This window comes from Lactiplantibacillus sp. B652 (assembly GCF_023806745.1).
Taxonomy (GTDB): Bacteria; Bacillota; Bacilli; order Lactobacillales; family Lactobacillaceae; genus Lactiplantibacillus; species Lactiplantibacillus pentosus.
Genome location: NZ_JAMSKY010000004.1, coordinates 95,845 through 120,032, shown reverse-complemented (window position 1 = coordinate 120,032; position 24,188 = coordinate 95,845). Strand labels below are relative to the sequence as shown.

Sequence of the window (24,188 nt, the reverse complement as noted above, 5' to 3'; positions counted from 1 at the left end):
ATTTCCGCTGTTAAGCTGCTTTATTATTTATTTTATTGACGACAATGGTGATAAATAAATATGTTATGGCACAAACGCAAATTAATATACAAGCCATCGTCAACTCTGCCATAATGTGCTTTGACGCTAACTGACCAAGCATTTCAAAAATAAATGGTGTTAAAAAGCAGCCGATATTTGCACCAATCAGTAAACAAGTTGAACTCATAGTAACTGGTATTCTATGAATTTCAGCACTCTTTAGAAAAAGATACGGTCCAAAGATTGCAAACGACATTCCTCCGATGATAGCCCCTAAACCGGCTAAAAAGAAATTATCAGCAAAAGTCATTATTAAATAACCAATCGCCAACATGATCACTGAAATTGGATTAAGATAATTTTTTAACCAAAGACTCAATTTACTAAATGTCATAGCAAAAACGCCGCTAAGTGCAAGCATAACTGTAAGAACAACACTAGCCTGTGAGCTGGTGGCAAGTTTCTTAGCAACAATTAAGCTAGAGAATTTAATACTAATACCATTATACAAGGACATGTAAATCATCATTCCAAATACCATTGCAAATAATAAAAAGCATGCTTTTGGTGTAACCTGGTATTCCGTTTTAGCCATTTTCGGACGTTTTTTAGCTACTGGAATAAAAACGTATCTCTTAAAAAAAAGTCCAATAAAAATTGCGATAACATACACTAGAAATGAGAAACGCCAATTAATCGACAAAAGTGCTCCAGAAAATAACGTCAGTCCTGCCGCACCAAAATTCTGGAATGCATTTTGATAACCAATCATTTTCTCTGATTCAGGTAAATTATAAAACAGATATATTAATGATACCGCAAGTGAGTTGTATAATCCTAGACCCAAGCCCAGGAATGCTCGACCAATTAAAATCATCCAATAGTTACTAATAAAGGCAGGAATGATTCCTCCAAATCCCGCTAACAAAAGACCTAGGATTACCGTGCTCTTTTCATGTATAAAGTGCACGATTAGCGGGCTTAGCAAGACACCAGCGACAACAAAAAAAGAAGAGATAGTAATTAGCAATTCAAAGTCCGTCTCTTTGAATCCCGGGAATGACTGTACCATGCTTGGTATAGACGCTGCGACAGCAGTAACAGATGTCAACATTAGAGAAACTGATAATAGTGCTAATTTGAAGACTCGAGAACTCGCTTTCAATTTTTTCCCACCAATCCGAATATGTTAATTCATAACGAGTATAATTTTAATTCTTAATTCGAACAATGTTCTATCCTCCATACATTCATGTCTATTCTACAGATAATTTAACTTGATAAACTTATTGCGCCATCATCCTAGTAATACCGACCGCCTTCCAAGTCATTTCTGAAAATAATACCGTAATCAGTAAATAACTGACCGTCTGGTTTTATTTTTTTACAGATTATTTCTAATACAAAAGAGTGTTCTAAACTTCTCAAAAAACGAGAAGTTTAGAACACTCTTTTCCTTTTTCAGTCTATGCGGTGAACGTCGTTTCCTGAGCTCATTGATGCCTTTCCATTGATCCATTTTTTGATGATTTTGATAATCCATATAGCAGACGCAGGAAATACGGTCGGTTATTTACAGCTTACTTTATTACGAACTAGTACCACGTGTACTGTTTATACCTAGACTCACTAAAACTTCATAAACACCGGTTGACAGCGAACCCCAAAAAGCTGATGAACATTTCAGCAACGACATAACCTACAACTAAAGTGGGAATCCAAGCTGCAACCTAGCCGCTCCAATTCATATACTAATCTACCGGCACAAAAACATGCTGTGGCAACGAATACAAGTAGCGCTGGATGACTTTTGTGTCACGATACATTGAATTCAATGCTTCGGCATACAACTTGACCTGACCCGCATAGCGTTGTTTGAGGTCAGCCGGTTGTTTGACGTGGTCCGTCTTATAATCAAACAAAATCAAGCCGTCGTCAGTCTCCAAATAGCCGTCAATGATCCCATGAATCAAGACCTTGCTATCCTCTTGATCATCGACGTCAAAAATTTGACGTGCTGGAATCAGCAACGAAAATGGCACTTCACGGTGGACCTTATCAGGATGTGCGAGAATCTGTTCACCGAGGTCGCTCTGATAGAATGCGACCACCGTCTCAACAGCGATTCGGTCAGCGACGGGACTTGTCAGTACTCGTTTCGCCACCAAATCGTCAATCGTCGCCTGAACGGCTGCTTCGTCGACGGGTTTCGTCACGTCTAATTGTTCCATTACCAAGTGGGTCGCACTCCCAACTTCCGCACTAGTCGGTGCCTGCGTCGTTTGTAGGAACTGTGGCAAGTCTAGTGAACCCGTCACGTAGCGCGAGGTTGGTCGAACGCGTTGCCGACTGACCGTTGGGTTCGCATTCATCAACGGCGTGTCAGGATCTTCGAAGATTCGTTTAACTTCCGATACCGACTGATAGGCCGTGGTCGTCGTTGATGCCTGATGTGGATAATGGAAATTCAGCAGCGCAGCGAGTTGCTCGCGCGTTGCATGATCGACATCAATGCTGACTTGTTGCTCGACTAACTGAACGGCATCTAATTGTTCATCGGCCGTTGTGGTCGTATCATCAGCCGCAATCGTGGTCGCACCACCCAATTCGATGGCAAACTTGGTGGGATCTCCTGTCAATTCATAGCTCGGCCACTCGTCGCCCCAATAGTCGCGCATCGCAGGGTGACGAATCAGGGTCATCCCCACCCAGTCGAGTTGATTGGTGGTGGCAACGCGGGCTTGTGCACTGAGCACGCGGCCATCACTTGTGAACGCCTGCCGCCATTTTTCGGTTGCAGTATCAATATCCTTGATGGTTCCCACCAAATAGAGCTGTTGTTGTGCCCGCGTGATGGCCACGTATAACTTACGCATTTCTTCGGCACGCATCTTTTGGCTCACAACTTGCTTCGTCACAATTTGCGGCAACGTCGGGTATTTGACCCGTGTCTCAGGATCTAGATAAGTGATCCCGATTCCGGCTTGTCGGTCCAATAACGCACTGGACCGTGTGTCAGTCTGATTGAATTGCTTGTCCATATCCATGACAAAAATAACGGGATATTCCAACCCTTTACTCCCATGAATCGTCATGACACTAACAGCTTCGGCATCCGTCTCTGCCACCGCTGACGCTAAATCCTGATCCTTTTCTTGCATCCGGCGAATAAAACGAACGAATTGGAACAGGCCTTTAAAACTCCCCTGTTCATAACTGTACGCCCGTTCATATAGGGCGTGTAGATTGGCTTGTCGCTGTTTACCAGCTGGCATGCCGCCCACGTAATCCAAGAAACCAGTTTGCTCATAAATCTGCCAAATCAGCGTCACGATTTGGTTGCGGCGAGCCAAGTCCCGAAAATCACCGAGTTGCTTCAAAAACGTTTCGATTTTAGCAAAGACTTGATCCCCATATTCAGTCGCGGGGCCGCTCGGGTACTGGTGATAAAAGTCCTGAACGGCTTGGAAATAGTCACTCGTTTTATTTTGAATCCGCAAATAAACGAGCTGATTTTCATCAAGACCGACGATTGGTGACCGCAACACGGCGACCAACGGAATATCTTGATATGGATTGTCAATAATACTGAGTAACGACATCACGATGCGAATCTCAGTCGTTTGAAAATAGTTCTGCGCATCGTTAACGACGACTGGGATGTGGTAACGCTTGAAGACGTCAATAATTGTCAAATTATGATTACGGGTTGGAACTAGTAACGCGACGTCACTATAACGAAATGGCCGATAAGTCCCCTCGCCCCGGTCATAAATTGGCTTATCCTGTGCCTTCAACGCCAGAATTTTTTGCGCAACCATCGTGATACTGCCCACGGACGGATCATCGATTGAAAAGTTACTCTCATCTTCTTGAGTTAGTTCCGCTGGCGCATCCGTTTCAGTCTGGTACAACAACAGATTCGTCGTCTGCGGCATATCGGTCGGATAATCTTTCGGCCCGTACTTCAAGTAAGCATCCTCGTCATAGTCGATTTGTCCGACCGGTGCATCCATCAACTGACTAAAAATCAGGTTGGTCAAATGGTCAACATTGGCCACTGACCGGAAGTTTTCGGCTAGCACGATACGATCGCCATGGGCTGGATTATCGGCAAAATCATGATACTTGTGTAAGAACAGGAGCGGATCCGCCAAGCGGAATTGGTAAATTGACTGTTTGACGTCGCCCACCATGAACATATTGCCTGGTTCATCACGCGACAACAGCTGCAAAATAGATTCTTGCAAACTATTAATATCTTGATATTCGTCAACCATGACTTCATCAAACTGAGCTCTTAATTGATTTAAAGCGGCTTGACCACTCTCATTATCACTCGTGAGAATCTGTAAGGTCAGATGTTCCAAGTCAGAGAAATCTAAGACGTGCCGACGTCGTTTTTCAGCGGCAAATGCCGTGCCGAACTGACTCGTCGCCTTCACCAGTTCTTGAACGATCGCCTTGGCACCGACCATGATATCTAAGACTTGTTGTTCTTCGGCAGCAAAGTACCGTTCACTAAGCGTCGCCATCTGCTTCTTGATCCCATCAATCAGCGTGCCCATTGCTTTGGCATGGGCAGTCTTGTCTGGGTCATCTTTATACGTCTTTTTAAGTCGACCAACTTTGAATTCGTTGATTTGCGCTCGCAACTCATTCCAACTCGCCGTCGCTAACTGATCGCGCAAGGTCGTTAACGTGGTTGCCACGCTTTGCAAGACATCCAGCGACTTCGGTTCTAAGTCAAAGTCAGTGACGATTTTCTGCGCTTGCGTTAATTTTTGCAACATGTCATCAACATTATCTTCCAGTAGTGGTAATAGTTGTTGTTGATAAAATGCGCTACTCGTCAACGGACCATCGTCAATCTGATAAGGTTTGGTCAGACCATCTAGCCATTCTTGCGGCGCTGGTGTTGATTGCGCAAAGTCGAATAGTCGAAAAATCAACCGGCTTAGCCCATCATCACTGCGGTCATTTGAAAAGTTCGCGGTCAATAAGTCAAACTTTGCCCCGTCTTTTTTATACAACTGTTCACGGACTGCATCCCAGACCTGGTCGCGAATCAAGAGTCCTTCCGTGTTATCCGTTAACAATCGAAACACAGGATCTAAATCAATCACGTAATAGTAGCGTTGAATGATGCGTAAACAGAACGCATCCAGCGTGCTAATATTGGCAACGCCGAGCAAATTCAACTGTTGCCGTAATTGCCGGATTACTGGTGACGCCGTTGTTTCACTAGAATTTTCAGCCATCAACGTCGAAATCCGCTTGTTGATTTGCGATTCCAACTTTTGTTTCATATGCTTGGCAGCCAAATTCGTGAACGTGACCACTAGCAATTGGTCGATATTAGTTCCGGCTAAAATTTTACGCATAATACGCTCGATTAAAACCGTCGTCTTCCCCGAACCAGCTGAGGCTGAGACAAGTAAATTATTGCCTTGTTGCTTGATCACCGCTTGTTGGCTTGCGGTGTACTGGGTTGCGCCACTCATGATAAACTGCCACCTTTCTCGTCTTTCAATAAATCAAGTACTTGTTTTGCGGACAGCGGTGGTAAATCGCGATAAGCATTTTCCGCCAACATCGCATCAAACTGCATGATAGCCAGGTATGGCGAATATTGTAAGGCCGTTGTCTTATCGTTGAGCCGGATTGGATTCAGTTGCACTTGCCCCGCAAAAATGGCTTCAGCTGCGGCGACAATCAGCTGACTATTATGGGCTAGTAGCCGTTCCAATTGCTCGTTAGTGACCAGTGATGCTGCCCGACCACCACTGTAGGAGCCGTCCTTTCGTCGCGAAAATGGATACACTTTCGAGGTTCCTGACTGCTCCTGGACCTCACTATCCAAGTGTTCCAACAGTTGTGGGTCGTCCAATAGGATCCCCTTGTACTTGTTTTTCTTCAAAAGTGCGGCTTCAAAGCCCCCTTGAATTTCCTTAGGCTTCAAGGTCGGATTCTGAATATGCATGTAGAGCGCACCCGCCAATTTGACCGCTTCTTGGTCAGAGCCAACTAATTCAGATTCATTATGCAAGACCGCATCTAAGTACGTTAACATTTGCATTGCCAAGCCATAGTAAGCTTCTTGGAAATCAAACTTGTGCGTAGATGATTTGTAATCAACGATTCCTAGATAGCTTTGGTCGGCCACTTGAATCTGATCTAACCGGTCGATTTTACCCCGGACGTGGACACTGTGAGTTGCATCAATTTGGAAATCTAAGGCTTTTAAGCCGTGCTCCTTACCAACATTTCCGAAGAGCACTTCGGTTTGACGCGGTTCGGCCGCCGACAACTTACTCTGATTACGAATGGCAAACGCAATTTGGCGCACCGTGTTGATCAACTGCCGTTGGAGATACGCCATGCGATTAGAACTCGTTAAAATCGTAAATTGGGGTTGGTCGAGAATCTCGCGAGTCACCGTTTCCAAATAGTGACCCAACTGCTGATCACTGGCTTGGGCCAACGGAATCTGATCCGTCCGAAGCGCTTTAATCAAACCATCCAATACCGCGTGGAAGAACTCACCGGTACTAGCCGCGGATAGTTCGAAGACGTCCCGTTCACGCAACTTTAAGCCGTACTTTAAGAAGTAGGCATACTGGTTGCGATAAAATTCTTCTAGTTTGGAAATGGAGGTATAAATTTGATGACCATAGAGTGCCTCGACACTTGCGGCCGTCAAAGTGACGGGTTGGTTACGATAACTGAGTCCCGCCATCAATTGCCGCGCTAACGACCCAAATTGTGGATCCCGGGTCAGTTGTTGACGCAGCCAAACCCAGACTGGCGCTGGTCGTAATGGTTCACCAACGCGATTGCGGTCAGTATTGGTCGTCAGCACATCTCGATAGACTTGGATCACATGACTGAGCGTCCGGCGTTTGGTACCGACAAACGGCTTAACGTCGGGGCTAGTCGGGTCAGGCGTTCCCAGATACGAGTGTTCCTTGAGATTAAACTGTTGTTGAATCCGCCGAACATAGGTCGACCAATTTAGATCTGTTTCCTGATCGTCTTTAAACGGTGCACTAAAGAACAAGTGCTGACGCGCACTCAAAAAAGCCAGGTAATTCAAGCAACTTTCATCGCCCAATTGAACGACGGCTGAATCATTCAGATAGTGGTCACCATCTAAAGTAGCTAGGCTTGGTTGTAAATTCTCTTTATCGACATCGCTCAATAAGTTGTTACTCATAATGCGGTCGGGCATGACTAAATCAGTCGCACCAATCATGAAGACGACTCGGTGATCCTGGCTTTGAACGATTCCACTTTCAGAAATTAAGACTTGGTCCAAGGTCGATGGAATCTGTGAGTAGCTAGCGCCTTCAAATCCGGCCTGTAACAACGCTAAGAAGTCCGTAATTTCAAACGGTTCAGACCCCAAAATCGTCACATATTCATCAAGCATGTCACAAAACGTCTGCCACGTCTGTTCTGGCTCTGCTGCGGCCTGAACATCTTGGCGGTCCAAAGCCTGGTCACGCCACGCTAGAAGCTGTTGTGTGACACCGTGAGCCGTCAAAAAATTAACAAGTACGGTGACGGCTGTCTTGCCATCGGGCGCTTGCTGCATTTTTTTGAAGAAAGGTGGGAAAATCGTCCCCACAAAGTGATGAATTAAATTGATTTGCCGCGAAATTTCGATGTTTTGGTCGGTTTCAATCCCAATATCGCCTTCCGTAAGTTGGAAATACTGCCAATCTTCGGCTTGTAACCACTGTTGACCATGATACCCACTCTTCAAAATGAAGTTTTCAGTTAAATCGACCGCTTGACGATAGGCTTCACGGTCCATCGGTTGCCCGTTGATTTGTGGAATCAGTAATTCGGTCTTGAGGACCCGCATCACATCGCGGTATTGATACTGCTGTTCATCCATGTCAAATAACGCATTGACCAATTCGACCAATGGGTGATCAGCCATGGATCGTTCTAAGTCAACGAAGTATGGGATTTCGAGTTGATGAAAGGTGGGCGCAAGCATTGTCTTATAAGCATTCAGATGCCGCGTCATAATCAAGAAATCACGATAATGATAATCATCGGCCGGATTCACATGTTTCTGAGCGACCATATCACGAATCATACGACCAACTTGTGCCAGTTCAGTTTGCCGACTATCTGTTCTGAAGAGATGGACGTTGGGATTAGGTGCTTCTTGGCCAGTTGCGGCCTGAGGAGTTCCACGCCAAAAGTCGTCTAAGGACGCCAATCCAGCTGTCACTCGTGGCTCAGTTGCTTGAATATCCTGTCCAACCGGAATTTGGCGAATTCGGGCATACTGATAGAGTCGATAGTAGAGTCGACCTGATTGATAAAAGAGCATGCCGTTATCCGGTGCCTGGTCAACGACTTTGTGATCCAACACCAAACTAATAGTCACGTCCGCGCCCTGCTCCAGCATGGTTGTGATGATTCCCTGTTCCTGAGCGGGTAATTGTGCAAAGCCCGCCAGTTCAACGTAAACGTGCGTGCCATGTAAGTCCTGATGACGTAGGTAAGCATTCAGTTGAACCAAAACATCGGCTGGTTTTAAGTATTTATCCGCAGTCGCTGTGACAAAATCAGCATAAACGATTGCGAGGTCGTGCATTTTCGCTTGTAAGTCGCCAGCCTGGGCATTGGCAGCCAGTTGGGCTACATCTTCAGGCTGCAAGTTGGCTAGTTGCAGTTCATTAATTTCACTGGCCAGTTGCGTCACAAATCCAGTTTGTGAGATTTCACCACCAAATAACCGCAGCTCATCCGCATGTTGCTGCAAAATACGATGCAGTAACATATTGATGCCCGCCGCCGAAAGCCGAGGAACTTGATAAGCCGCCTCGTTTTTCATTAAATACCACGCCAAACGCGTGAATGAAAAGACCTGGACTTGGCTTTGCGCGTACAAACCAGTTTGGCCATCGGCTTCTGCAAGCCGGTTCAACACGTCCACTTCTGTATCGAATTTAATATGATTGGGTACTAAGTAGAAATACTGATCATTGGGTTGGGCACGTAACTTCGCGACTAACTGTTCAACCATCTTCGACCGGTGATCCAGCCTGGCCGGCCCCAACACGAATTGTAAACTCACCTTGAATTCCCCCTCTAAACCTGAACAAACGTTCTCATTGAAGTAATCTTATTATCGCATAGTTTTGCACCGAAAAAAAGCTTTCACGCATCGATTTTTTTAGACGCTGAAAATAAAAATTGGCGCTCATTCTGACTGGAGAATGAGCACCATTTTAATTTTAATAAACGTCCTATTAAACGTACGCAGCCCAATGGATATCGAGACGGTAGCTTTAGAACAATCGAATCAGCGCCACGCCAAAAATCATCACTAGTAACCCTAAGAGTTGTGCGCCAGTAACCGGGTTACGTTTGGAAGCAAACCAGCCAAATTGGTCGATCAACAAGCTCCCGGCCATCAAGCCAACTAGCACAATAACAACCGCTAACCCCGTTCCAACCGCTGGTGCCAGGTAGACGTTTCCCAGCACATACAACGACCCAATCATGCCACCAATCCACATCCACCACGGATTCGATTGACCGGCCGGTGTCTGTAATTTTAAGCCAGGATGCAAGATTGCAACGATGATAATCAGTCCGATAGTTCCGACCAAAAACGAGATAAACGCCGCGTGGACGGTCGACCCTAACACTTTACCGAGATGCCCGTTGACTGCAGTTTGGGCCGCACTTAACATCCCAGCAAAGACGCCTAAGAGCCGCCACAACCAGAGCGCTGTCTGCTGAGTTGCTAATTGTTGTTCCGCGGACTCAGCAATGCGGTTATGGCGATTATCGAGCCACCCTTTGACCGCCACAGTAATGATGACCCCGACTAAGACGAGCACCGCACCCAGCACCCGAATAGGCGTCAATGCACGGGTAGCTGAATCAAACCAGCCAAAATTATCGATTAAGAGTCCCGCTACAATTTGGCCAAGCACCGGCATAATCACCGTTTGGACACTGCCTAACTTCGGGAAAAGTAAAATATTACCCGTCAAATAAATGATTCCGAATAATCCCCCCAACCAGATCCACAGGGGCTGACTCGTGAATAACGCTGGTGAAAAACCCAACGTATGGACATCAATTAAGGTAATCACGCCCAAAAACACGGTCCCGACTGCAAAAGAAATCAGTGAGGCCATGAATGGCGACCCAACTGAGCTGCGCAGTCGTGAATTAATACTTGTTTGCATCGGCAAGCCGACACCAATGGCTAACCCAATCAAAATTGCTAACATATACTGTTTCCTCTATTCTCACTTATGTTTTAACACGTCTTGTGCGAGTTGAATTGTCATGAATTATGATTAAAACGTGCCAGTTGGTGGATTCCTGTTCGTCAGCCGAGGGTTCGTTCTACTCCGACTTCCGGGGCTGGCTGACAACGCTGGAACAGGGCGGACATCGATTTGAACTCACGCAGGAACCCACCGCGTAATTTCAAATGCGAGTCTTCTTCTAGCCCGAGAAAACCGCCCGGACAAGAAGAATTTCGCTCTTGAGCATTGTCAGCCAGCCCCTCCAGTCGGGAAGCCGTTCGAATGGCGGATGAACGGCCACCTAACTGGGTGCAACTGACCACTGATTATTAGGTGTCTGGTCCTTCAGGCATACTTTTCCGAATCGTTATCGATGGTAAGTTATAGCATCTGTATACTCAGTCGCTTGTCTAAGTATTATTCGCTAATTTCCAGTCGTTGAGCATTCGGAGCTCTTTTCATTTCAGGCGACTAGAGATAATGAGACCCATGTCCTGTAACGTTACTGATTCCCGAAAACAAAACATGAGTATGCTGACTTAGCGATTATCAGAGATAAGTCTTACAGTTAAATACCAAAGTAACTGGTTTCTAAGAATCAACGACCAGTTCAACAAAAAGTTGAGTCCGCACATGTCGGCCTTTCGAATACCATCTCCGGCCGGAAGGTGTTTCTGACAATGCTTAGCGATGAAATTCCACTTAGCAAGCGTTTTGTGCTTGGTTAGTGGAAGACCAGTATTTAAGACGCGGGCTTTCGGCTTAAATCTGTGTCCATCGCGTTCCAGCGTTGTCAGAAATTCCTGGAGGCCGGTGTAGGACGTAGCTATCAAATCAGGTTTACGCTAACTTGCCTTGTTTCCAGCGGTCCATAGCTGGCTGTTATTGAACTTAAGAACTGGCACATTTTAATCATGATTCATGCGAAATAATAACTAACACAACGTGCGTTATACACTGACTTGGCGTAATTAGTCTGAGGGATCTCGATACTGCTTATCACCAGTCACACGTCATTCAATCTATTTTAAACTTTACTACCCAATCAATGACAGCATTTTCCCTCAGCCCCGGTCTGGTGGTCTAAAAAACCATTTAAGCAGGCCACCCGGTGGCACACTTAAATGGTTAATCAGTATTAAGATCAGTCGACCAACTTACGCTTGTGCATCCCAATGTTCGGGATCTTGACGCCAAGCGTGGAGCGAAGCTAACTCGTCATCATTGATGTAATCCGCGTCGCGGGCAACTTTGATTAGTTCTGAATAATTTGACAGACTGAACAGCGGTAGTTTGGCAGCGGCAAAGTTACGCGTCGCGGCATCTAAACCGTAGCTAAAGATTGAGCCGACTGCTTGAATCAGGCCACCGGCTGCTTGGACTGCCTCAGCCGCTTGTAAGACACTGCCGCCAGTTGAAATCAAATCGTCTAACATGACCACTTTTTCACCAGGCTTCAAGACACCTTCGATTTGGCGTCCAGCCCCATGGTCCTTAGGCTTGGACCGCACGTAAATCAGTGGTAAGTGCAGTTCAGCTGCGACCCACGCCGCGTGCGGAATTCCAGCCGTGGCAACACCTGCGATGACCTCTGTCTCTGGATAGTCACGCTTGATGATGGCCGCAATGCCGCTTGCAATGTGCTGCCAAACTTCTGGATATGAAATCGTTAACCGATTATCCGTATAAATTGGGCTTTTGATCCCACTCGCCCAAGTAAACGGTGCATTCGGCCGTAACGTGACGGCTTGGATGGCTAATAAATCGGTCGCGATGGTTGCTGCAATTTCACTCATATTAGTTACTCCATTCTGACATAATGTCTTGATAGGCTTTGACCGGATCAGTTGCTTGAGTAATCGGGCGGCCAATAACTAGGCCGTTGCTTCCAGCTTTAGCGGCCGCCGCGGGGGTCATCACCCGTTGCTGATCATCCGCTTGGGCCTGGGCTGGCCGAATTCCGGGCGTAATCCCCAGAAAATCGGTGCCAACCGCCTCATGAATCGCCTGCACCTCTTGCGCTGAGCAAATGACGCCATCGCAACCGCTCTGTTGTGCGAGCTGAGCGTAGTGCACGACGCTTGCACGCACCGTCCCAGCAATTTGTTGGTCCTGATTAAGGATGTCCTGATTCGTCGAGGTCAACTGTGTAATCGCTAATAATTTAGGGGCTGGTAAACCCGCGGCCGTCGCACCAGCTACCAAGCCCCGTTTGGCAGCCGCTAACATCATGTGACCACCCGCGGCGTGCACGGTCGTATAGGTCACCCCTAATTGACCGAGTACCCGCATTGCCGATTCCACCGTATTAGGAATATCATGGAGCTTCAAGTCAAGAAATACCGCGTGACCACGTTGTTGCACAGCCTTTACGATCTCCGGACCCGCCGCGTAGAACAGCTCCATCCCGATTTTGACCGTCACATGCAAGTTTGCTGGAAATTGGTCTAAAAACGCCAACGCTTTAGTAGCCGTTGGAAAGTCCAAGGCGATAATCACTGGTCGACTCATCCCTGCACCTCCTTGATCAGCGCTTGTAGACTCGTGATGCCATACTTATCCATCGCTGCAGGTAAGCCAGCGATAATGTCAGTACAAGCGGTTGGCTGACCGTATGTCGCCGCGCCAACTTGAACCGCATTTGCACCAGCCAGGTAGAATTCAAGGACATCTTCTGGCGTGAAGACGCCACCAACGCCGATAATTGGCAAGGTCGTCTGTTGGCGAACCTCGTGAATCATCCGCACGGCTAATGGATGAATCGCCTTACCCGACAAGCCACCGGTACCGTGTGCCAAGATTGGTCGGCGGGTCTTCAGATCAATGCCCATCCCAGTCAGCGTATTAATCATCGTCAAGCCGGCCGCACCGCCCGCCTCGGCAGCTTTGGCAATTGGAACAATATCGGTCACATTTGGCGTCAGCTTCATGAATACCGGCTTATCAACGACATCGACGATGGCCTTCGTTAAGGCCGTGACCGTGTCTGGGTCGGTTCCAAACGCCAAGCCGCCGTGTTCAACGTTGGGACATGAAATATTGATTTCAAGTAATTTAACATTTTCAGCTGAGGCCATCTTCTGGGCAACAGTAACGTATTCATCGAAGCTTGCACCAGCAACACTCCCAATGATTGGTAACTCAGGATAGTGGCTGGCAAGCCACGGGAGTTTCTCTGCGAGTACGTTATCGATACCAGGATTTTTTAACCCAATCGCGTTCAGCCAACCAGCCGTGGTCGGAGCCGTCGTTGGCCGCGGATTGCCGGCTTTGGGTGCCGCGGTCGTGGACTTGATGACCAGACCACCCAGTGCGGCCAAATCTAATTGTTGGGCCATCGTTTGACCGTAAGCGGCCGTCCCACTTGCTGGCATGACTGGGTTCTTCAGGGTCACCCCGGCTAAATCTACTGTTAATCGTCCCATCAAATTTTCCTCCTATATAAATGGATCGTGCAAATTCATATCGAACTCAATACTAACTATCACACGCGTCCTAATGCCCGGTGATGTTATAGCGCTTGGGTCACAAATGATTGCGATTCGCGCACTTGTAGGATGGCAGCCACCGTATCTAGTGCCGTGAATAGCGGAATACCATGCATGATTGACGTATTCCGAATCAGCGTTCCATCATTTTCTGCCTGTTCTTCATCTGAGACCGTATTGATGACGACTTGCACCTCACCGGCTTCCATCCGATGCAATAAATCGTGCTCGCCGCTATCGATTTTATCGACTACGGTGACCGGTAATCCCTGTTCAGTCAATGCGCTGGCGGTCCCATGCGTCGCCAACAATTGATAGCCGAGTGCGTGGAAACGCCGGGCAAGTGCCACTGTTTCGGGCTTGTCATCATCACGAACGGTGAATAAGACGTTGCCATGACTTGGGACGTGCAGTTTGGCCGCTTCAAACGCCTTGTATAGGGCTTTGGCCATCGTGACATCACTGCCCATGACTTCACCCGTCGACTTCATTTCTGGGCCGAGTAAACTGTCGACACGGTTCAACTTGGAGAATGAGAAGACCGGCGCCTTAACGTGGACCAATCGACCAGGTGTGACTAACCCAGTTTGATAGCCTTGGTCCGTCAAGGATTGTCCCAGAATCGCACGAGTGGCCACTTGAGCCATCGGAATGTTGGTGACCTTACTCAAGAATGGTACCGTCCGACTTGCCCGCGGATTGACTTCAATCACGTAAACTTGTTCTTCATGAATGACAAATTGGATGTTCATCATGCCGACACAGTTGAGCGCAATCGCTAGTTTTTCAGTATAATCCACAATTTGGGCTTGAACCGCTGCGGACAGTGACTGTGGCGGATAAACGGCCATCGAATCACCGGAATGGACCCCAGCGCGTTCGATATGTTCCATGATACCTGGAATCAAGACGGTCTCACCGTCACAAATCGCATCAACTTCACACTCTTTACCGACCAAGTAGCTATCCACTAAAACGGGATGGTCATGTGAGACTTTAACGGCATTATGCATGTAATAATCTAAGTCCGCCCGCTTCTTGACGATTTCCATCGCCCGACCACCGAGCACGTAGCTTGGCCGCACTAAGACTGGATAGCCTAATTTGTCGGCAATCGCTAAGGCAGTCGCTTCATCACTAGCGGTATCACCAGCTGGTTGTGGGATTTCCAAGGCCTTGATGACCTTATCGAACTCATCACGGTCTTCGGCCCGGTTGACATCCGCCACACTCGTCCCCAGAATCTTGATGCCATGGTCTGCCAGTGGTTTTGCCAAATTGATGGCCGTTTGACCACCAAACTGAACGATGACTCCGACTGGTTTTTCCAATTCGACAACGTTTAAGACGTCTTCAATCGTTAACGGTTCGAAGTACAACTTGTCGGATACTGAGAAATCAGTGGAAACCGTCTCAGGGTTACTGTTCATGATGATTGCTTCATAGCCGGCCTTTTGAATCGCCTTAACGGAATGGACCGTCGCATAATCGAATTCGACCCCTTGACCGATCCGAATCGGACCCGAACCGAGCACGAGGACGGATGGCTTAGTCGTCACGACGCTTTCATTTTCCGTTTCGTATGTGCCATAGTAGTACGGCGTCTCTGAAGCAAATTCACCCGCACAGGTATCGACCATCTTGTAAACGGGGGCTAAATCATGGTCTAGTCGGAATTGACGAACCTGGTCGATGGTTTCGTGCCAGTAATCAGCGACAGTTTGGTCCGCAAAGCCGTTACGCTTCGCAACCGTCAAAACGTCTAAGTCATCAACATGCGCTTGGAGTTCCCGTTCGATTTCGATGATGTGTAACAATTTGTCTAAGAAGAAGACGTTGATTTTCGTCAGCTCCGCCAGTTCTTCAATCGGATAACCGCGCCGAATCGCTTCGGTGAGATAGAATAACCGGTCATCTTGAGCATGAATCAACTTGTCACTCAAGACATCGTCATCGACCGTTGCCAGTGCTGGCTCCGTGACGTGATGCACGCCGATTTCAAGTGAACGAACCGCCTTCAAAGTGGCTTCTTCAATGTTACGGCCGATTGCCATGACTTCACCGGTCGCCTTCATCTGAGTCCCTAAACGTCGGTCAGCATGCGTGAACTTATCAAATGGCCAGCGCGGAATTTTGCAGACGACGTAATCCAACGCCGGTTCAAACTCAGCATAGGTCGTCCCGGTAACCGGATTCTTGATTTCATCCAAATGCAGTCCCACCGCAATTTTAGCGGCCATCTTGGCAATCGGATAACCGGTCGCCTTTGAAGCGAGCGCTGACGAGCGGCTGACCCGTGGATTAACTTCAATAATATAATATTGATAACTTTCCGGATCCAAAGCCAGCTGAACATTACAGCCACCTTCGATTTTTAGTGCCCGGATAATCTTTAAGGCCGCATCCCGTAACATCTGAACTTCGCGGTCGGCTAAGGTTTGCACCGGCGCGTACACGATTGAATCCCCCGTATGAATGCCGACAGGGTCAAAGTTTTCCATGTTGCAGACGACCATCGCGTTATCGGCGGCGTCGCGCATCACTTCAAATTCGATTTCCTTATAACCGGCGATACTTTGTTCGATTAACACTTGGGTGACTGGCGATAAGGCCAAGCCGTTCTCGGCAATGTCGTGTAACTGTTGCGGATTTTCGGCGATTCCGCCCCCAGTCCCACCCATGGTAAAGGCTGGCCGGACAATGACAGGATAACCGGATTCGTCCGCAAACGCTAAGGCTTCGTCAATTGTCCGGGCGATGCCTGAAGCGGGTACGGGTTCGTGTAATTCAGCCATCAAATCTTTGAATTGCTCCCGGTCCTCGGCTTGATCGATCGCACTCAACTTCGTCCCCAGCAATTCGATTTTCAGTTCATCCAAAATGCCGGATTGCGATAATTCCATCGCCATGTTCAACCCTTGTTGACCACCAAGTGTTGGCAAAATGGCGTCCGGGCGTTCTTTACGCAAAATCTGTGACACAAATTCCAACGTGATGGGTTCCAAGTATACTTGGTCCGCGATTTCTTTATCGGTCATGATGGTCGCCGGATTGGAGTTGACCAGCACCACTTCATAATCCAGTTCCTTGAGTGCCAGACAAGCTTGAGTCCCGGAGTAATCGAATTCCGCAGCTTGTCCAATAATGATTGACCCTGAACCAATCACCATGATTTTATGAATATCCGTCCGTTTAGGCATTGAATTGGCTTCCTTTCCGGGCTGCTTGATTAGCGGCCATCAAATCAATAAATTCATCAAAAATGTGGTCAGCATCGTGTGGACCAGGCGCAGCGTCGGGATGATATTGCACGGAAAACGCGGCGTAATCCCGATGACGGAGGCCTTCGACGGTGCCATCATTAATTTCTTCATGGGTGATCATCAAGTCCGTTTTCGCTAAAGACTCGCGGTCGACGGCATACCCGTGATTTTGCGAGGTAAAGTCGATCCGGCCCGTCGCAATCTCGCGAACAGGATGGTTAAAACCGCGGTGACCAAACTTCATCTTAAACGTATCGGCGCCATTCGCGAGTGCAAAGAGTTGGTGGCCGAGACAAATCCCGAAGAGTGGCACGTGCTTCTCAACTTCACGAATCATCACGAGGGCTTCCGGCACGTCTTTCGGGTCACCAGGGCCATTCGTCAACATCACGCCATCCGGATTCAAAGCCATGATTTCGCTAGCGGTCGTGTTGTATGGCAACACTGTCAAGTTACATTGACGTTTGGCCAGTTCGCGTAAAATCGAATGTTTCAAACCAAAGTCCACAACGACCACGTTGGGACCCGTCGCTGGGTTCGGATAAGCATTGGTGGTGGAACTCTGAGCGACGACCGCCCGATTGAGCTCCGTGACCTTGAGCCGTTCAACGGTATCTGGTAGGACGTTATCAACGATGGTGGCTTTCATGGCCCCCTTCGTTCGAATATGCTTGGTCACCGCCCGCGTATCAATATCCATGATGCCAGGAATATCATTTTGCTTCAGGTAGTCGTCTAATGAGAGTTCGTTACGCCAATTGCTAGCGCGGCGGGCAACTTCGTGAACGACGACCCCTTTACACGTTGGCTTGATGGATTCATGATCATCGCGATTGATGCCGTAATTACCGATCAATGGGTAAGTAAACATCAAAATTTCGCCATTGTAAGACTGGTCGGTAATCGATTCTTGATAACCGCTCATCCCAGTGTTAAAGACCAATTCACCGACTGTTGCGGTGGTCGCACCGAAACCCGTGCCGGGGTAAATCGTGCCATCTTCAAGTACTAGATATCGTTTCATGCTTGTTGTTCCTTTCCATAGGCCATCTGACCGTCGACTAGTGTCATTAAGACGTTGCCATAGACCGGCCAACCGATAAACGGTGAGTTGTGGCCCTTCGATAACATGCTGGTCGCGTCAATTTTGTATTCATGGTCCAAATCAATGATTGTCAGGTCCGCCGGTGCGCCAACGACGAGCTTGCCAGCATCCTTCAAGCCAAACAATTCAGCTGGTCGCGTGCTCATCAGCTCGATCAACCGACCGAGTGTGAGCAGCCGAGTCTTCACAAAAGCCGTGTACATGGTGGCAAAGGCCGTTTCGATTCCGGTAATGCCAAACGCGGCCGTTTTCATACTCCCGGTCTTTTCAGCGTCCGTATGCGGCGCATGGTCGGTCGCAATGATGTCGATGGTGCCATCGAGCAGTCCCGCAATTAACGCAGCACGATCCTGAGGTGACCGCAGCGGTGGGTTCATTTTCAGCATTGGATTATCCATCGTAATGTCCGTATCACTGAGTAGTAAGTGATGCGGTGAAACTTCGCAAGTCACATTGATGCCCGCCTGCTTAGCCGCTCGAATGACGCGCAAACTCTCGGCCGTCGAAACGTGGCACACATGATAGTGAACGCCACTAGCTTCTGCCAACATCACGTCACGTGCGACTTGTGCGGCTTCCGAAACGTTGTTGATGCCCGGTAAGCCTAAACGCTCCGCGACTGGGCCAGCGTTCATCACGCCATGTTGATACAGCGAGTCATCTTCAACGTGCGCCGCTAAGGGCAATCCCGCTTGCGCAGCGCCTTGCATAGCGGCAAACATCGTCCCCGCCGTTTGAACGCCCGAACCGTCATTGCTGACCGCAAAGGCGCCGGCTGCCTTGACGCCCGCAAAATCAACGAGCTGTTCACTCGTCCGTCCCGTCGTAATGCTAGCGTACTGAGCGACGTGAACGTGGGCTTCTTGTTGATTACGTTGGACCATGGTTGCCACTCGTTCTGGCGTATCTGGAACGGGGTCAACATTCGGCATGGCCCCCACCGTTGTGAAGCCGCCGTGGGCCGCCGCTAAAGTGCCCGTCGCAATCGTTTCTTTTTCAGTTTGACCAGGGTCGCGTAAATGCACGTGAACGTCCACTAGCCCAGGACTGACGAAATGTTGGTCGGCACAAATCACGTGGTCGGCTGGTCCAAATTGGTCGTGCAGCTGTTGTCCAATGGCTTTGATTCGGCCATCCGCAATCAAAATATCGTTCGTCTGTAATCGGTCATCTTGCCAAATCTGCGCATTTTTAATTAATGTCGTCATGAGTTAAGCCTCCACTTGAGTCGCTGACAATAAGCCTTGATGCGCGAGCACCGTCGCAATCATCGCCATTCGAATATAGACGCCATTGGTCATCTGCTGGAAAATCCGTGATTGTGGTGCTTCGACTAAATCGCTCGCTAATTCGACGCCGCGATTGACGGGGGCCGGATGCATAATGATCGCGTGTTGCGGCATCCGCGCTGCCCGTTCATTGGTCAATCCATACGCCTGATGGTAGGCGGAGGCGTCAAACGCCTGATTATTTTCCTGAGTCAGTCGTTCATGTTGCACCCGCAGTAGCATCATGACGTCCATCTCCGTGACCAGTTGATCCATCTCCTGATATTCCCCGTATTGGGCAAAATCCGCGCCGTACCATTCACGCGGACCACCAAAGTAAACTTTGGCGCCGAGCTGCGTTAACAATTCCATGTTGGAACGTGCGACCCGTGAGTGGGCTAAATCGCCGACGATGGCAATCTTTAAGCCGTCGAAATGGCCAAATTCTTCAAAAATCGTCAGCATGTCCAACAGCGATTGTGACGGATGTTGGCCACTGCCATCACCGGCGTTGATCAAACTCAAGCTGAGTCCCGCGTCAAGCAATGGTTGATAGTAGCGGTCGCGTGGGTGGCGAATCACGGCCAAATTTACGCCAATCGCCTGAATCGTTTTAAGCGTATCAAGTAGACTTTCACCCTTCGTCACCGAACTGGTCTTGGGGTCAAACGGAATCACTTGAATGCCCAAGCGTCGTTCCGCCATTTCAAAGCTAGTATGGGTTCGAGTACTGTTTTCAAAAAATAAATTCATGGCAAATGTTGGTCGTGCTAATTCAATCGTTTTCCCGTTCTTAAAGGCCTGAGCCAACTTCAGGTAGGCCATCACATCTTCATTACTAAATTGTTCGACACTGACTAAGTTTTGACTCGTTTTCATGGCTTTGCCGTCTCCTTTGTGTGCAAAAAAAGTCTAGCTTCCGCAAAAATGTTTGCAAAGAGGCTAGACTCCGATTAAGTGGTCACGCATGACCGAACCGTTTCGTTCCTCTCTGGAAACAATTAAATGGTTATATTCAATTAAATCATTCTTCTAATTTTTCAATACTAATCCCATCATGACCATCGTGTTCTTCGAGGGCCACACTGACCTGTTCATCTAATGCGGTTGGAATGTTCTTACCAATAAAGTCAGGCCGAATCGGTAATTCGCGATGTCCACGGTCAACTAACACGGCTAAAGAAATCTTAGCGGGACGTCCATGGTCCATCAACGCATCGAGCGCCGCCCGCACTGTCCGACCTGTAAACAACACATCGTCAACTAAAATGACGTGTTTGCCATTGATATCGACCGGAATATCCGCACCGTTCAACTTGGCTTGTCCAGCCACGTCGACGGCATGGTGATCATCACGATATAACGTAATATCTAACGAACCAACTGGCACGTCAACGCCTTCCAACTGTTTTAATCGTTGGGCTAACCGTTGGGCCAAGAAAATCCCACGAGTCTTGATCCCGATAAATACCAGGTTACCAACACCCTTGTTCTGCTCAATAATTTCATAAGTGATCCGCGTCAGCGCACGGCGCATGGTCATTGCATCAACGACTTCTCGTGCCATTAGTTTGTCAGCTCCATTTCTGTAATTTCACCTTGGTACGGGATGAAAAAAGGGTCACCCCGTTTTCCTGCGAAAAGCGTGGGAGACCCTAACATGACCGTTCCCCTTGTTAGCCTCACAGGACTAAGTTAAAGGTGCTTGTTTGATTGAAATAAGTGTAACGAACTCCACTACCACTGTCAAGGGGCAATCCATGAAGTTCAGTTAATTATCCAATCAATTTAAGCGACTTTCATTAAGTCTATGTGAAAAGGCGGCGATGATGCGTGTTGTGGAAGTTCCATTGTCATGAATCATGGTACAAACGAGCTAGTTAGTTGGTTTCCTGTTCGTCAGCCGATGCGCGCCCTAATCCGACCTCCGGGGCTGGCTGACAACGCTGGAACAGGGCGGACATCGATTTGAACTCACGCAGAAGCCCACTGCGCAATTTCAAATACGAGTCTTCTTCTAGCCCGGGAAACCCACCCGGACAAGAAGAATTTCGCCCTTGAGCATTGTCAGCCAGCCCCTACAGTCGGGAAGCCGCTCGAATGGCAGATGAACGACCACCGAATTAGGTGCAATTGCCCACTAAATATTAGGAAACTGAGCCTTCATGCATGCTTTGAGCCAACATCAATAATTGCTTACGGATAGTTTAATGCCGATGAGATGTTCTGAAGGTTGTTTACTAATTCCAATAACAACTAGTTTTGAGATTAGAAAGATGAGTCGACAAAATTGCTATTTATTTAAAATTTAAGCCGTTATCATTTCAGACAAGTTGGAAAAAGTTCTGACAGTGTTCAGTGGTGCTTATCGTTCATCGTCTAAAACCGCGAGTCAAGTAGCTTAGTATTACCGGTAGCTGGTCTGACGGTTGAATATCAACATGACTGTCTACCAGGAATCAACAACCAGTTCATCAGAAGTTGGCCCCGCACATGTCTGCCTTTCGAACACCATCCCCGGGTGGAGGGCGTTTCTGACAATGCTCAGCGATGAAATTCCACTTAGCAAGCGTTTTCGGCTTGGTTAGTGGAAGACCAGTATTTAAGACGTGGGCTTTCGGCTTAAATCTGTGTCCATCGCGTTCCAGCGTTGTCAGAAATGCCTGGAAGCCGGTGTAGGACGCAGCTACCACCGAAAGTTTACGCAAACCTGCACTGCTTCCAGCGGTCCTCAGCTGGCTGCTTTTGAATTTGACGTTTGAATCATCCTCAACGCAAATTAACCTCCCGCATAATGCATAACCCCTATCACTAATCGACTGATTAATTTATTTTTAATCTTATTTTCATTTAATTATAGTCAAACTGCCAAATTATCGGTATACTACTTGTTAAAGATAACTAATTTTAGGGGGACTTTTTATGCGTTTACAAACACTTTTACAAACACCATCCATGCATGCGATGCGGGTCATTGCGGGTGAACGCGGTCTCAAACGTGAAATTAGTAATATCGGAATGATTGAGTCGCCAGATATCGCCAACTATTTGACGAGCGGCCAGTTTTTGATTACCAACGGCTACCCGTTTACACAATCAGCGACGGCCCCGTCAACGTTGATTCAAGCGATGCATGATGCTAATTGTGCAGGACTCGGATTCAAGGATCACCGCTACGTCGACCATCTACCCAAGGCCGTGATTGAATTAGCGGATGAATTGGCGGTTCCCATCATCATCACACCCGGCGATGAACTGATCTCTGAAACCATGCGTAAAATGCTCAGTATCATTTTAAAATCACAAACAGATGAACTGAGTCGCATCGTAACTGCCAACCAGACGCTAGCTGACTTATTGCTCAAAGACCCAACCGATACAACGGTCTTAAACAAGTGTCGTGAGTTGATTCACCACCCCATCTTTTTGATGGACAGCCATTTCCGGGTCGTCAGTGCATCTCAAGATTTGCCAATGACGCGCAGTACCTTGACAGACTTCTTACGCAATCAGACCGATATTGATTATTTCAACTTGAACACGCGGGTCACAATCCCCTATCAAACTAATGATTTGACCATTATGCCACTCTTTTCGGCTTATAAAGAAAATAAGGCCTTTGTCGGCATCTTAGACTTAGACCCCGCCAACTCGACGGACCAAATGCTGACCCAAGTGGCGCTTAATACGCTGAGCTTCGTCAATAGTCGCGTTGACATGTTAAATGAATCTGCCTTTCGTAACCTCAGTGGCTTCTACTTAAACGTGATGGACGGCGGTATCTCTAATGACCTGATCAACAAGACTCTGAAAGCTCAGCAGATCGACCCACAAACTAAATTCCGCTGTGCGGCTATTCTAGTCACCACTAACCACCAACCTTTACTGAGCAATCATCTGTTGGAACAGGTGCAGCAGTTAACACTGTGGTTTATTAAAGAATACCAAGCTTCCGTCATCGTTTTTTCATTAAAGCAGCAACTTGTCTTATTAATCAACGATGAACAAAACGCCCAACACTTTTTAACAGCGCTGGTCGAGTTCATTCAGCCGAAGCTCGATAAACAAAGTCGCTTGATTGCGGGCTACAGCTATTCAACGCTCCCACTGACCGAACTGGCCACGATTTATAACGAAGCGGCCGAGGCTCTCGCCCTCAGTAAAAATAGTCCGCACGCTGTCACGATTTATCGGCCTAAATACGTGAAGGAATTGATCTCGTTGATTCCGCAAAACGAAGCCCGCTCATTCGTGGAACGCGTCTTAGGTGGCCTGGTCGGCGGCGTTAGTGCCAACGAACAATTAAATTTATTGAACACGTTATACGGCTACTTCTACTACCACCAAAATATTGCGGAAGTTGCCGGGCATTTGGATATTCACCGGAACACGGTCATCTATCGACTCAAAAAAATTGAAAAAATGTTGACACTGAATTTAGACGATCCCGAACAGACCCAAACCCTTGAGATGGCCGTACTCCTCTGGCATAATCAACAGTCGCAAAAGTGAACGTTTACATTTTTAAATTTATTGAAAATGACGTTTTCACGAACATTAATATATTCGGGTACATTTGTATTCGGTTTTCATCTGTGCTAGAATGGGCTTCATTCAAATAAGTGGTAATTGCCTATATAATGTCATAATATGGTTGACGAGTTTCTACCCAACCCCGTAAAGGTTGGACTATAAGCAAACGAGGTCATCCCGTTTGCCGGGGTGACTTTTTTTATAGGCAAATCAGCTTA

At 47.7% G+C, this 24,188-nt stretch carries 13 protein-coding genes and 1 riboswitch; of the genes, 1 reads left to right on the top strand and 12 read right to left on the bottom strand.

The window, feature by feature from the left end:
* Window positions 1–10: 10 nt before the first annotated feature.
* The 12 genes from MZO40_RS07035 to pyrR form a co-directional block, all read right to left on the bottom strand.
* Window positions 11–1,186 carry an MFS transporter gene (locus tag MZO40_RS07035; protein WP_105961436.1) on the bottom strand — a complete coding sequence of 392 codons (1,176 nt, stop codon included), beginning with the start codon at window positions 1,184–1,186 and terminating at the stop codon, window positions 11–13.
* A 586-nt stretch (window positions 1,187–1,772) separates the two neighbouring features.
* Entirely contained in the window at window positions 1,773–5,525 is a 3,753-nt protein-coding gene (gene addA / locus MZO40_RS07030; RefSeq protein WP_105961435.1) for a helicase-exonuclease AddAB subunit AddA, read from the bottom strand.
* Window positions 5,522–9,121: a PD-(D/E)XK nuclease family protein gene (locus MZO40_RS07025; protein WP_252133188.1), complete on the bottom strand. Its 3,600-nt coding sequence runs from the start codon at window positions 9,119–9,121 to the stop codon at window positions 5,522–5,524. Before MZO40_RS07025 ends, addA begins: the two co-directional genes overlap by 4 nt.
* A 214-nt stretch (window positions 9,122–9,335) precedes the next feature.
* Window positions 9,336–10,292 carry a DMT family transporter gene (locus tag MZO40_RS07020; RefSeq protein WP_105921753.1) on the bottom strand — a complete coding sequence of 319 codons (957 nt, stop codon included), beginning with the start codon at window positions 10,290–10,292 and terminating at the stop codon, window positions 9,336–9,338.
* A gap of 1,178 nt (window positions 10,293–11,470) precedes the next feature.
* A complete protein-coding gene (gene pyrE, locus MZO40_RS07015) occupies window positions 11,471–12,109 on the bottom strand; it encodes an orotate phosphoribosyltransferase (protein ID WP_105961433.1) in 639 nt (212 codons plus the stop codon).
* A gap of 1 nt (window position 12,110) precedes the next feature.
* Window positions 12,111–12,824 (bottom strand): orotidine-5'-phosphate decarboxylase, encoded by a 714-nt coding sequence (gene pyrF, locus MZO40_RS07010; protein ID WP_105961432.1) that lies wholly within the window; start codon window positions 12,822–12,824, stop codon window positions 12,111–12,113.
* Window positions 12,821–13,738 carry a dihydroorotate dehydrogenase gene (locus MZO40_RS07005; protein ID WP_050339663.1) on the bottom strand — a complete coding sequence of 306 codons (918 nt, stop codon included), beginning with the start codon at window positions 13,736–13,738 and terminating at the stop codon, window positions 12,821–12,823. The genes pyrF and MZO40_RS07005 overlap by 4 nt, the downstream gene beginning before the upstream one ends.
* Before the next feature lie 86 nt (window positions 13,739–13,824).
* Window positions 13,825–17,001, bottom strand: a complete 3,177-nt coding sequence (gene carB / locus MZO40_RS07000; protein WP_252133187.1) for a carbamoyl-phosphate synthase large subunit — start codon at window positions 16,999–17,001, stop codon at window positions 13,825–13,827.
* Entirely contained in the window at window positions 16,994–18,088 is a 1,095-nt protein-coding gene (locus tag MZO40_RS06995; RefSeq protein ID WP_050339665.1) for a carbamoyl phosphate synthase small subunit, read from the bottom strand. The genes carB and MZO40_RS06995 overlap by 8 nt, the downstream gene beginning before the upstream one ends.
* Window positions 18,085–19,377 (bottom strand): dihydroorotase, encoded by a 1,293-nt coding sequence (locus MZO40_RS06990; protein WP_105961430.1) that lies wholly within the window; start codon window positions 19,375–19,377, stop codon window positions 18,085–18,087. The genes MZO40_RS06995 and MZO40_RS06990 overlap by 4 nt, the downstream gene beginning before the upstream one ends.
* Before the next feature lie 3 nt (window positions 19,378–19,380).
* Window positions 19,381–20,316: an aspartate carbamoyltransferase catalytic subunit gene (locus tag MZO40_RS06985; RefSeq protein ID WP_105961429.1), complete on the bottom strand. Its 936-nt coding sequence runs from the start codon at window positions 20,314–20,316 to the stop codon at window positions 19,381–19,383.
* A 145-nt stretch (window positions 20,317–20,461) separates the two neighbouring features.
* Complete coding sequence (pyrR, locus tag MZO40_RS06980) at window positions 20,462–21,004, bottom strand: bifunctional pyr operon transcriptional regulator/uracil phosphoribosyltransferase PyrR (RefSeq protein WP_003639428.1); 543 nt, start codon at window positions 21,002–21,004, stop codon at window positions 20,462–20,464.
* Window positions 21,005–22,359: 1,355 nt separating this feature from the next.
* On the opposite strand from pyrR, the gene MZO40_RS06975 reads away from it, so the two are divergent.
* Window positions 22,360–23,949, top strand: a complete 1,590-nt coding sequence (locus MZO40_RS06975; protein ID WP_088770905.1) for a PucR family transcriptional regulator — start codon at window positions 22,360–22,362, stop codon at window positions 23,947–23,949.
* A 101-nt stretch (window positions 23,950–24,050) separates the two neighbouring features.
* Window positions 24,051–24,149: riboswitch (purine riboswitch) on the top strand.
* Window positions 24,150–24,188: the final 39 nt, after the last annotated feature.